At 60.9% G+C, this 12008-nt stretch carries 12 protein-coding genes and 1 tRNA gene; all 13 read left to right on the top strand.

The features are described 5' to 3' along the window. The first annotated feature begins 133 nt into the window (after positions 1 to 133). The 13 genes from ACSQ3S_RS23965 (at position 134) to nuoL (ending at position 11988) form a co-directional block, all read left to right on the top strand. Positions 134 to 218, top strand: a tRNA-Leu gene (locus ACSQ3S_RS23965). Positions 219 to 391: 173 nt separating this feature from the next. Then, positions 392 to 751 carry an NADH-quinone oxidoreductase subunit A gene (locus ACSQ3S_RS23960; protein ID WP_116988038.1) on the top strand — a complete coding sequence of 120 codons (360 nt, stop codon included), beginning with the start codon at positions 392 to 394 and terminating at the stop codon, positions 749 to 751. A gap of 3 nt (positions 752 to 754) precedes the next feature. Next, entirely contained in the window at positions 755 to 1231 is a 477-nt protein-coding gene (locus tag ACSQ3S_RS23955) for a NuoB/complex I 20 kDa subunit family protein (protein WP_008450353.1), read from the top strand. An 18-nt stretch (positions 1232 to 1249) separates the two neighbouring features. Next, on the top strand, positions 1250 to 1840 hold the full coding sequence (locus ACSQ3S_RS23950; RefSeq protein WP_176651812.1) for an NADH-quinone oxidoreductase subunit C: 591 nt from the start codon (positions 1250 to 1252) through the stop codon (positions 1838 to 1840). A 3-nt stretch (positions 1841 to 1843) separates the two neighbouring features. Further along, entirely contained in the window at positions 1844 to 3097 is a 1254-nt protein-coding gene (locus tag ACSQ3S_RS23945; RefSeq protein WP_176651811.1) for an NADH-quinone oxidoreductase subunit D, read from the top strand. Between the two features lie 20 nt (positions 3098 to 3117). Then, the gene (nuoE, locus tag ACSQ3S_RS23940; RefSeq protein ID WP_436143996.1) at positions 3118 to 3597 is read left to right on the top strand and encodes an NADH-quinone oxidoreductase subunit NuoE; all 480 of its coding nucleotides are present in this window, start codon (positions 3118 to 3120) and stop codon (positions 3595 to 3597) included. Continuing rightward, positions 3594 to 4889: an NADH-quinone oxidoreductase subunit NuoF gene (nuoF, locus tag ACSQ3S_RS23935; protein WP_008450345.1), complete on the top strand. Its 1296-nt coding sequence runs from the start codon at positions 3594 to 3596 to the stop codon at positions 4887 to 4889. The genes nuoE and nuoF overlap by 4 nt, the downstream gene beginning before the upstream one ends. A 22-nt stretch (positions 4890 to 4911) precedes the next feature. Beyond that, positions 4912 to 7233 (top strand): NADH-quinone oxidoreductase subunit NuoG, encoded by a 2322-nt coding sequence (gene nuoG / locus ACSQ3S_RS23930; protein WP_413446464.1) that lies wholly within the window; start codon positions 4912 to 4914, stop codon positions 7231 to 7233. Beyond that, the gene (nuoH, locus tag ACSQ3S_RS23925; protein WP_176651807.1) at positions 7233 to 8318 is read left to right on the top strand and encodes an NADH-quinone oxidoreductase subunit NuoH; all 1086 of its coding nucleotides are present in this window, start codon (positions 7233 to 7235) and stop codon (positions 8316 to 8318) included. Before nuoG ends, nuoH begins: the two co-directional genes overlap by 1 nt. A gap of 12 nt (positions 8319 to 8330) precedes the next feature. Then, positions 8331 to 8819, top strand: coding sequence for an NADH-quinone oxidoreductase subunit NuoI (nuoI, locus tag ACSQ3S_RS23920; protein ID WP_436143995.1), 489 nt, complete (start codon positions 8331 to 8333; stop codon positions 8817 to 8819). A 97-nt stretch (positions 8820 to 8916) separates the two neighbouring features. Further along, positions 8917 to 9555, top strand: coding sequence for an NADH-quinone oxidoreductase subunit J (locus tag ACSQ3S_RS23915; RefSeq protein WP_176651806.1), 639 nt, complete (start codon positions 8917 to 8919; stop codon positions 9553 to 9555). Next, positions 9552 to 9860, top strand: coding sequence for an NADH-quinone oxidoreductase subunit NuoK (gene nuoK / locus ACSQ3S_RS23910; protein WP_008450334.1), 309 nt, complete (start codon positions 9552 to 9554; stop codon positions 9858 to 9860). Before ACSQ3S_RS23915 ends, nuoK begins: the two co-directional genes overlap by 4 nt. Positions 9861 to 9894: 34 nt before the next feature. Further along, positions 9895 to 11988, top strand: coding sequence for an NADH-quinone oxidoreductase subunit L (nuoL, locus tag ACSQ3S_RS23905; protein ID WP_176651805.1), 2094 nt, complete (start codon positions 9895 to 9897; stop codon positions 11986 to 11988). The last annotated feature ends 20 nt before the right edge of the window (positions 11989 to 12008 follow it).

The raw sequence follows: 12008 nt of genomic DNA, 5'->3' as shown, positions 1-12008 counted from the left end.
GGCAGTACATTAGCGCTGCAAGCTAGAAAAACAATTCAGAGTAGAAGGAAGTAAAGATTTATCGTTTTTCTTCTTGTTTTGGCGCAATACGGATTAACAACCGCGTGAAAACGAAGTAGAATAGCGGCCTTACGCCGACGTGGTGAAATTGGTAGACACGCTATCTTGAGGGGGTAGTGGCGCAAGCTGTACGAGTTCGAGTCTCGTCGTCGGCACCAGAAATCAGAGGCCAGCAAGGGAGTACCTATAAAGTACCTGAGCTGGCTTTTTTACGAGGATGTGTCGTTCGATCCTGGTCTAAGTAGTTTTACGATTGGGGCGAACGTTAAGAGCACCGCATAACACCGCAGTGTGTCCTTTTAACCGACCGTTCAATATAAGCTCATCAATCGTGAACCTCGAAAATTATCTCCCCGTCCTGTTGTTCATCCTCGTCGGTCTCGGCGTAGGCATCGCTCCCCAAGTCCTGGGCCACATTCTCGGGCCTAACAAGCCTGACGCAGCAAAACTGTCCCCGTATGAATGCGGCTTCGAAGCGTTCGAAGACGCGCGCATGAAATTCGACGTGCGTTACTACCTCGTCGCAATCCTCTTTATTTTGTTCGATCTGGAAACGGCATTCTTCTTCCCGTGGGGCGTCTCCATGCGCGAACTGGGCTGGAACGGGTTCCTGGTGATGATGAGCTTCATCGCTGAATTCGTCGTCGGTTTTTGGTATATCTGGAAGAAAGGTGCCCTTGATTGGGAATAAGCCATGGCTATTGAAGGCGTATTAAACGAAGGTTTCATCACCACCTCGGCCGACAAGCTGATCAACTGGGCGCGCACGGGTTCGATGTTCCCGATGACGTTCGGTCTGGCCTGCTGCGCGGTCGAAATGATGCACGTGGGCGCGGCCCGTTACGACATGGACCGCTTCGGCGTGGTGTTCCGTCCGTCGCCGCGTCAGTCCGACGTGATGATCGTGGCCGGCACGCTGTGCAACAAGATGGCACCCGCGCTGCGCAAGGTCTACGACCAGATGCCGGAACCGCGCTGGGTCATCTCGATGGGTTCCTGCGCCAACGGCGGCGGCTACTATCACTACTCCTACTCCGTGGTGCGCGGTTGCGACCGCATCGTACCGGTGGACGTCTATGTGCCGGGCTGCCCGCCGACGGCTGAGGCTCTGCTGTACGGCATCATGCAGCTGCAAAACAAGATCAAGCGCACCAATACGATCGCACGCTAACGGGGCCGCTTCAAGAATATGACTACACATCTGGAACAACTGCAAACCGCCCTCGGCACCGCCCTGGGCGATCGCGTTACTACGACCGTGGCGTTGGGCGAGATCACGCTGGTCGTGAAAGCCGCCGACTACTACGGCGTGATGCAAACGCTGCGCGACGACAAGTCGCTGGGCTTCGATCAGCTGATTGACCTGGCCGGCGTCGACTACCTGAACTACGGTGAAGGCACCTGGGACGGCCTGCGTTTCGCAGTGGTCGTCCATTTGCTGTCCGTGAAGAACAACTGGCGCGTGCGCGTGCGCGCGTTCTGCGCCGACGACGATATGCCGCTGCTGCCGTCGCTGGTGCCGCTGTGGCGCGCCGTCAACTGGTACGAGCGCGAAGCGTTCGACATGTTCGGCATCCTGTTCGAAGGCCACAACGACCTGCGCCGCATCCTGACCGACTACGGTTTCATCGGCCATCCGTTCCGCAAGGACTTCCCGGTATCGGGCTATGTCGAAATGCGCTACGACCCCGAGCAGAAGCGCGTGATCTACCAGCCGGTCACCATCGAGCCGCGTGAAAACGTGCCGCGCGTGATCCGCGAAGAAAACTACGGGAAGTAAACAATGGCTGAAATTAAGAACTACACCCTGAACTTTGGCCCGCAACACCCGGCCGCGCACGGCGTGCTGCGCCTGGTGCTGGAGCTGGACGGCGAAGTGATCCAGCGCGCCGACCCGCACATCGGCCTGCTGCACCGCGGCACCGAGAAGCTGGCCGAGCAGAAGACCTACCTGCAGTCGGTGCCGTACATGGACCGCCTCGACTACGTGTCGATGATGTGCAACGAGCACGCCTACGTGATGGCGATCGAGAAGCTGCTGGGCCTGGAAGTGCCGCTGCGCGCGCAATACATCCGCGTCATGTTCGACGAGATCACCCGCATCCTGAACCACCTGATGTGGCTGGGCGCGCACGCGCTCGACGTCGGCGCCATGGGCCCGTTCCTGTACTGCTTCCGCGACCGCGAAGACCTGTTCGACTGCTACGAGGCGGTGTCGGGCGCGCGCATGCACGCGGCCTACTACCGTCCGGGCGGCGTGTACCGCGACCTGCCGGACGCGATGCCGCAGCACAAGCCGTCGATCATCCGCTCGGCCAAGGCCGTGGCCGGCCTGAACGAACATCGCCAGGGCTCGCTGCTGGACTTCATCGAAGCGTTCACCAACCGTTTCCCGACCTACGTCGACGAATACGAAACGCTGCTGACCGACAACCGTATCTGGAAACAGCGTACCGTCGGCATCGGCGTGGTGGCGCCGGAAGATGCGCTGGCCATGGGCTTCACCGGCGCCATGCTGCGCGGCTCGGGCATCCAGTGGGACCTGCGCAAGCACCAGCCGTACGAAGTGTACGACCTGATGGACTTCGACGTGCCGATCGGCACCAACGGCGACTGCTACGACCGCTACCTGGTGCGCGTGGAAGAGCTGCGCCAGTCGAACAAGATCATCAAGCAGTGCGTCGAATGGCTGCGCAACAATCCGGGTCCGGTCATGACCGACAACCGCAAGGTGGCGCCTCCGGGCCGCGTCGACATGAAGACCAATATGGAATCGCTGATTCACCACTTCAAGCTGTTCACCGAGGGCTTCCACGTGCCGCCGGGCGAAGCGTACAGCGCGGTGGAGCATCCGAAGGGCGAGTTCGGCATCTATCTGATTTCCGATGGCGCCAACAAGCCGTACCGCATGAAGCTGCGCGCTCCCGATTACGCGCACTTGCAATCGCTGGATGAAATGGCGCGCGGCCACATGATTGCCGACGCCGTGACCATCATCGGTACGCAAGATATCGTGTTCGGCAGTATTGACCGCTAAGTCCGAGAGGCAGAAAAGTTATGTTGTTATCAGAGCAGTGCTACAAAAAAATCGACCGCGAGTTGGCCAAGTACCCGGCCGACCAGCGCCAGTCGGCCGTGATGGCCGCGCTGGCCCACGCCCAGGTTGAACTGGGTTGGATCTCGCCGGACGTGATGGCCGAAGTGGCCGACTACATCCGCATGCCGGCTATCTCCGTGCAGGAAGTCGCCACCTTCTACAATATGTACAACCTGAAGCCGGTCGGCAAGCACAAGATTTCCGTGTGCACCAACCTGCCATGCGCCTTGTCGGGCGGCGTGCGCGCGGCCAACCACCTGAAAGAAAAGCTGGGCATCGACTTCCGCGACACCACGGACGACGGCGCTTTCACGCTGGTGGAAGGCGAGTGCATGGGCGCCTGCGGCGACGCGCCGGTGATGCTGGTGAACGACCAGCGCATGTGCAGCTTCATGTCCAACGATAAAATCGATACCCTGGTGGAGGAACTGAAGAAATGACGTCACTCCACAATCGTCACATCGACCCGGTCATTCTGGCCGGCCTCGACGGCAAGAACTGGCACCTGGAAGATTACGTCAAGCGCGGCGGCTACAGCGCCCTGCGCAAGATCCTCGAAGAGAAAATCACCCCGGAACAAATCATCGCCGACCTGAAAGCGTCGTCGCTGCGCGGCCGTGGCGGCGCGGGTTTCCCGACCGGCCTGAAGTGGAGCTTCATGCCACGCCAGTTCCCGGGCCAGAAGTACCTGGTATGCAACTCAGATGAGGGCGAGCCGGGCACTTTCAAGGACCGCGACATCATGCGCTACAACCCGCATGCGCTGATCGAGGGCATGGCCATCGGCGCCTACGCCATGGGCATCACCGTGGGCTACAACTACATCCACGGCGAGATCTTCGAGGTCTACACCCAGTTTGAAGATGCGCTGGAAGAGGCGCGCGCCGCCGGCTTCCTGGGCGACAAGATCATGGGCAGCGAGTTCAGCTTCCAGCTGCACGCGCACCATGGCTATGGCGCCTACATCTGCGGCGAGGAAACCGCGCTGCTGGAATCGCTGGAGGGCAAGAAAGGCCAGCCGCGCTTCAAGCCGCCTTTCCCTGCGTCGTTCGGCCTGTACGGCAAGCCGACCACCATCAACAACACCGAGACGTTCGCGGCTGTTCCGTTCATCCTGAACATGGGTCCTGAAAAGTACCTGGGCATGGGACGTCCGAACAACGGCGGCTCGAAGATCTTCTCGATCTCGGGGGACGTTGAACTGCCGGGCAACTACGAGGTGCCACTGGGCACCCCGTTCGCCAAGCTGCTGGAACTGGCAGGCGGCATGCGCGGCGGCAAAAAGATCAAGGCTGTGATCCCTGGCGGCTCGTCCGCTCCGGTGATCCGCGGCGAACTGATGATGAACACCGACCTGGACTACGACTCGATCGCCAAGGCGGGCTCGATGCTCGGTTCGGGCGCCGTCATCGTCATGGATGAAACACGTTGCATGGTCAAGGCCATGGAGCGCCTGGCTTACTTCTACTTTGAAGAATCGTGCGGCCAGTGCACCCCATGCCGCGAAGGCACGGGCTGGATGTACCGCATGATCCACCGCATCGAAAACGGCCAGGGACGTCCTTCGGACCTGGACGTGCTGAACTCGATCTGCGACAACATCCAGGGCCGCACCATTTGCGCGCTGGGCGATGCCGCGGCGATGCCGATGCGCGCGTTCATCAAGCAATTCCGCGAAGAATTTGAATATCACGTCGAGCACAAGCATTGCTTAGTGCCCGCTTACATCTAAGCTGCGTCAGGTAACGATCACCATGGTTGAAATCGAAATAGACGGCAAAAAAGTCGAAGTCCCTGCTGGTAGCATGGTGATGGACGCCGCCAACAAATTGGGAACCTACATTCCGCACTTCTGCTATCACAAGAAATTGTCGATCGCCGCGAACTGCCGTATGTGCCTCGTCGAAGTGGAAAAGGCCCCCAAGCCTTTGCCAGCATGCGCAACGCCGGTTTCGGCAGGCATGATTGTGCGCTCCGCTTCGGACAAGGCCGTGCAGGCACAGAAGTCCGTGATGGAATTCCTGCTGATTAACCACCCGCTGGACTGCCCGATCTGCGATCAGGGCGGCGAGTGCCAGTTGCAGGATCTGGCGGTCGGCTACGGCAAGGGCGAATCGCGCTACGAAGAAGACAAGCGCGTCGTCGTGCCGAAAGATGCCGGCCCGCTGGTCTCCATGCAGGAGATGGCGCGCTGCATCCAGTGCACCCGTTGCGTGCGTTTCGGCCAGGAAGTGGCCGGCGTCATGGAGCTGGGCATGATCGGCCGCGGCGAACACTCGGAAATCACCGCGTTTGTCGGCCAGACCGTCAACTCGGAAATGTCCGGCAACATGATCGACCTGTGCCCGGTCGGCGCGCTGACGTCTAAGCCTTTCCGCTACAGCGCCCGCACCTGGGAACTGTCGCGCCGCAAATCGGTCTCGCCGCACGACGGCCTGGGCGCCAACCTGATCGTTCAGGTCAAGGGCGGCAAGGTCAAGCGCGTGCTGCCGCTGGAAAACGACGCCGTCAACGAGTGCTGGATTTCCGACAAGGACCGCTTCTCGTACGAAGGCCTGGACGCCGCCGACCGCCTGACCCAGCCGATGCTGAAGCAGGGCGGCGAGTGGAAGGAAGTCGACTGGCAAACCGCGCTGGAATACGTGGCGCACGGCCTGAAGAACATCAAGCACGAACACGGCGCCAACGCGCTGGCCGCTGTGGCCACGCCGCATTCGACGCTGGAAGAGCTGCACCTGCTGCAAAAGCTGACCCGCGCCATGGGCTCGGACAGCGTGGACACGCGCCTGCGCCACAGCGACTTCTCGCTGAGCGACGTCACCCCTTGGCTGGGCATGTCGATCGCCGAGTTCGGCCAGCTGAACCGCGCCTTCGTCATCGGCTCGTTCCTGCGCAAGGATCATCCGCTGCTGGCAACCCGTCTGCGCACGGCGGTGAAGGGCGGCGCCAAGCTGTCGATCCTGCACGCGACCGACGACGACCTGCTGATGAACGTCGCCAACAAGATGATCGTCGCTCCTTCGGAGTGGCTGTCGGCGCTGTCGCAAGTGGTGGTGGCCGTGGCCAAGGCCAAGGAAGTTTCGGCTCCAGCCGGCTTCGAAGGCGTCACCGCTTCCGACGCAGCCAACGCGATTGCCGCTTCGCTGATCTCCGGCGAAAACAAGGGTGTCTTCCTGGGTAACGCGGCGACGCAGCACCCGCAAGCCGCCGCGCTGCACGCCGCCGCACAATGGATCGCCGAACAGACCGGCGCCAAGCTGGGCTACCTGACCGAAGCCGCCAACACCGTCGGCGCTTACATCGTCAACGCCAACGGCGCCAAGGTGCCTGCGTTCTCCGAGCAGAAGCAAGCTTACGTGCTGCTGAACGCCGAGCCAGAGCTGGATGCACACAACCCGCAAGCCGCCGCCGCCGCGCTGAAGCACGCCGAGATGGTCGTCGTCATGTCGGCCTACAAGCACGGCATGGACTACGCCGACGTGCTGCTGCCGGTTTCGCCGTTCAGCGAAACGTCGGGCACCTTCGTCAACTGCGAAGGCCGCGCGCAAAGCTTCAACGGCACCGTCAAGCCGCTGCTGGAAACCCGCCCTGCGTGGAAGGTGCTGCGCGTGCTGGGTAACATCCTCGGCCTGTCCGGTTTCGACTACGACACTTCCGAAGCGATCCGCGACGAAGTGCTGGGCGCCGGCGTGACCGATTTGTCGGCCAAGCTGAACAACATCACCAGGCAAGCTGTCGTTGCTGCCTCCGCCGCTTCGACCGGTACCGAACGTATCGCCGACGTGCCTATCTACTTCGCCGACGCCGTGGTGCGCCGCGCCGAGTCGCTGCAGAAGATGGCCGATGCGGCTGCGCCGAAAGCGCACCTGTCGTCCGCGCTGGCGCAGCAGCTGGGCGTCGCCGCCGGCGACACCGTCAAGGTAACGCAAGGTTCCGGCAGCGCGATCCTGGTCGCCGCTGTCGACGCCAAACTGCCGGCCAACGCAGTCCGCGTGGCCGCCGCTCACGCGTCGACCGCCGCACTGGGCGGCATGTTCGGTTCCATCACCGTTGAAAAAGCAGGGGAGGGTAAATAATGGCTCTGCCTGAATTCGTCACTACCATTAACGCCATGGGCGCAAACAGCGTGCTGGCTCCGGCCTGGCCGCTGATCTGGGCGCTGATCCGCGTCATCGTCGTGCTGCTGCCGCTGATGGGCCTGGTCGCCTATCTGACGCTGTGGGAACGTAAGTTCATCGGCTGGATCCAGATCCGCGTCGGCCCTAACCGCGTCGGTCCCATGGGCCTGCTGCAGCCGATCGCCGATGCGCTGAAACTGCTGTTCAAGGAAATCATCACCCCGGCCAAGGCCAACCGCGGCCTGTTCGTCATCGGTCCTATCATGACCATCATGCCGGCGCTGGCCGCATGGGCGGTGGTGCCGTTCGGCGCCGAAGCCGTGCTGGCCAACGTCAACGCCGGCCTGCTGCTGCTGATGGCGATCACCTCGATGGAAGTCTACGGCATCATCATCGCCGGCTGGGCCTCGAACTCGAAGTACTCGTTCATGGGCGCGATGCGCGCCTCGGCGCAGATGATCTCCTACGAAATCCCGATGGGCTTCGTGCTGGTGGTCGTGCTGATGGTGTCCGGTTCGCTGAACTTCGGCGACATCGTCGCCGGCCAGCAAAAGGGCATGTTCGTCGAACACGGCCTGAACTTCCTGTCGTGGAACTGGCTGCCGCTGCTGCCGCTGTTCGTGGTCTACCTGACCTCGGGCCTGGCCGAATGTAACCGTCACCCGTTCGACGTGGTCGAGGGCGAGTCCGAGATCGTCGCCGGCCACATGGTCGAATACTCGGGCATGGCCTACGCCATGTTCATGCTGGCCGAATACGCCAACATGATCCTGATCGCGACCCTGGGTTCGATCATGTTCCTGGGCGGCTGGTCCGCACCGTTTGCCTTCCTCGAATTCTGGGGCGGTTTCGGCGGCTTCTTCTGGTTGTTCGCCAAGGCGTTCTTCCTGGTGTCCGTCTTCATCTGGGTGCGCGGTACTTTCCCACGCTACCGTTACGACCAGATCATGCGTCTGGGCTGGAAAGTGTTTATCCCTCTGACGCTGGTGTACCTGGTGTTCGTGGCCGGCTGGATGCAGACATCCTGGAATATCTGGAAGTAAGGACTGGAAAAAATGGAACGTTTAAAAGACTTCATCTGCAGCTTCATGCTGACCGAATTGATCAAAGGGATGGCGCTGACGGGCAAGTACATGTTCTCGCGCAAAATCACCGTGCAGTACCCGGAAGAGAAGACGCCGATGTCGCCGCGCTTCCGCGGACTGCACGCGCTGCGCCGTTATCCCAACGGCGAAGAGCGCTGCATCGCCTGCAAACTGTGCGAAGCGGTGTGCCCTGCGATGGCGATCACCATCGAATCCGAGCAGCGCGACGACGGCTCGCGCCGCACCACGCGTTACGACATCGATCTGACCAAGTGCATCTTCTGCGGCTTCTGCGAAGAGTCCTGCCCGGTCGACTCGATCGTCGAGACGCACGTGCTGGAATACCACGGCGAGAAACGCGGCGATCTGTACTACACGAAAGAGATGCTGCTGGCCGTAGGCGATCGCTATGAAAACGAGATCGCCGCAGCCCGCGCAGCGGACGCTCCTTACCGCTGATGACATGCGGCTGGTCTTTAACCTCGCCAAGGCGAGGCCAAGGCGCGCCGCATATCAATAGCGTGTCGATCAATAATGTACGTCTCTTGGGTTAGTTATGGAATTTAAAACTGCTTTGTTCTACGCCTTCTCAGCCATCATGATATTGGCTGCGACGCGCGTTATCACAGCCCGCAATCCGGTGCACGCCGCGCTGTTCCTGGTGCTGGCGTTCTTCTCGGCTGCCGGCATCTGGATGCTGCTCGAGGCCGAGTTCCTGGCCATCGTGCTGGTGCTGGTCTACGTCGGCGCCGTCATGGTGCTGTTCCTGTTCGTGGTCATGATGCTCGACATCGACACGGACAAGATGCGCGAAGGCTTCTGGGGCTACCTGCCGGTCGCTTCCTTCGTCGGCGTGATCATCGTGCTGGAAATGGCCGCCGTGCTGTGGCGCTCCTTCCTGTCGTTCGACCAGCAGGTGCCCAACACCGGCAACATCGGCGGCACCAAGGAACTGGGCATCCTGATCTACACCAAATACATCTACGGCTTTGAAATCGCCGGGGTGATCCTGCTGGTGGCGATCATCGCCGCCGTGGCGCTGACCCTGCGCAAGCGCAAGGACACCAAACATTTCGACCCAGCCGACGCGGTACGCGTCAAGCGCAACGACCGCCTGAAGATCATCAAGATCGATCCGGTGACCACACGCGGCCAGAATGCTGCTGGTTCGGCAGAAGTTAAGGAGGCACCATGACTTTATCGCTCGCTCACTACCTCGTTCTCGGCGCGATATTGTTCGCGATCTCGATCGTCGGTATTTTCCTGAACCGCAAGAACATCATTGTCCTGCTGATGGCCATCGAACTGATGCTGCTGGCGGTGAACATGAACTTCATCGCGTTCTCGCATTACCTGGGCGACGCGGCCGGGCAGATCTTCGTTTTCTTCATCCTGACCGTGGCGGCTGCTGAATCGGCAATCGGCCTCGCGATTCTGGTGGTGATGTTCCGTAACCTGGACACCATCAATGTGGAAGACCTGGATAGCCTCAAGGGCTAAGTTCTCACTCGAATAATAACGATTAAGGTTCATCATGGCGGTTACTCTTAACCCTAATCTCCTGCTAGCCGTACCCTTGGCGCCGCTGGCCGGCGCCGCGATTGCGGGCTTGTTAGGAACTAAATTCTTCGGCAACGTGGTAGGTCGCAAGACCTCGCACACGGCGACCATCCTGGGCGTGCTGGTGGCGTTCATCCTGTCGGCGATGACGCTGAACGATGTCGTCAACGGCGCCAGCTACAACGGCACCGTCTACAACTGGATGACCGTGGCCGGGCTGAAGCTGCAGGTCGGCTTCCAGATCGACGCGCTGTCGGCGATGATGATGTGCGTGGTGACCTTCGTGTCGCTGATGGTGCACATCTACACCATCGGCTACATGGCGGAAGATGAAGGCTACAACCGCTTCTTCGCCTACATCTCGCTGTTCACCTTCTCGATGCTGATGCTGGTCATGGCCAACAACTTCCTGCAGCTGTTCTTCGGCTGGGAAGCGGTGGGCCTGGTGTCGTACCTGCTGATCGGCTTCTGGTACACCCGCCCAACGGCGATCGTGGCCAACATGAAGGCGTTCCTGGTCAACCGCGTCGGCGACTTCGGCTTCATCCTGGGTATCGGCCTGCTGCTGGCCTACGCCGGTTCGATGGACTACCAGGAAGTCTTCGCCAAGAAGGAAGCGCTGGCTGCGCTGCACCTGCCGGGCACCGACTGGGCGCTGCTGACCGTCGCCTGCATCTGCCTGTTCATCGGCGCGATGGGCAAGTCGGCGCAGTTCCCGCTGCACGTCTGGCTGCCTGACTCGATGGAAGGCCCGACCCCGATCTCTGCACTGATCCACGCCGCGACCATGGTTACCGCGGGTATCTTCATGGTGACCCGCATGTCGCCGCTGTTCGAACTGTCGGACACCGCGCTGTCCTTCATCCTGGTCATCGGCTCGATCACCGCGCTGTTCATGGGCTTCCTGGGCATCATCCAGAACGACATCAAGCGCGTGGTCGCTTACTCGACCTTGTCGCAGCTGGGCTACATGACCGTGGCGCTGGGTTCGTCCGCTTACTCGGTGGCCGTGTTCCACCTGATGACCCACGCATTCTTCAAGGCGCTGCTGTTCCTTGGCGCCGGCTCGGTCATCATCGGCATGCACCACGACCAGGACATCCGCAACATGGGCGGCCTGCGCAAGTACATGCCGATCACCTGGATCACTTCCTTGCTGGGTTCCCTGGCGCTGATCGGCACCCCGTTCTTCTCCGGCTTCTACTCGAAGGATTCGATCATCGAAGCCGTCGCCGAGACCCACATCTGGGGCGCTGGCTTCGCCAACTTCGCCGTGCTGGCAGGCGTGTTCGTGACCGCGTTCTACTCGTTCCGCATGTACTTCCTGGTATTCCATGGCGAAGAGCGTTTCGGCAAGGCCCACGCGCATGACGATCATCATGCTCCGGCTGCCGCCCACGGCGCGCACGACGACCACGCTCACGACTCCGACGCGCATCACGAGGAAGAGGACGACCACGGCCATCATGGCCTGGAGCCTGGCCAGAAGCCGCATGAATCGCCATTCGTGGTCTGGTTCCCGCTGGCGATGCTGGCCATCCCTTCGGTCATCATCGGCTACCTGACCATCGGTCCCATGCTGTTCGGCGACTTCTTCACCGGCGTGATCGCCTTCGGCGAAAACCACAAGGCGATGGAACTGCTGAAAGAGGAATACCACGGCCCGATGGCCATGGCCATGCACTCGCTGACGTCGCTGCCGCTGTGGCTGGCGATCTCCGGCGTCGCCACCGCGTACTACTGCTACATGATCAATCCTCGCGTACCGGCCTGGTTCTACGAGAAGTTCAAGTTCCTGCACACGCTGCTGGACAACAAGTACTACATGGACAAGTTCAACGAGGTGGTGTTCGCCGGCGGCGCACGCCTGCTGGGCAACGGCCTGTGGAACATCGGCGACAAGACCCTGATCGACGGCTTTGTGGTGAACGGCAGCGCCAGGCTGGTGGGCTGGTTCTCGACGCTGACCCGTTTGGCGCAGACTGGTTATATCTACCACTACGCGTTCGTCATGATCCTCGGCATTCTGGGGTTCCTGGTCTACTTCCTGCCGTTTTGGCACGCTTAATTAGCTGATACGCATAGAGA

It is taken from the genome of Duganella sp. LjRoot269, from assembly GCF_964254095.1.
Classification (GTDB): domain Bacteria; phylum Pseudomonadota; class Gammaproteobacteria; order Burkholderiales; family Burkholderiaceae_D; genus Rugamonas; species Rugamonas hordei.
This window is presented reverse-complemented; position numbering and strand designations above follow the sequence as displayed.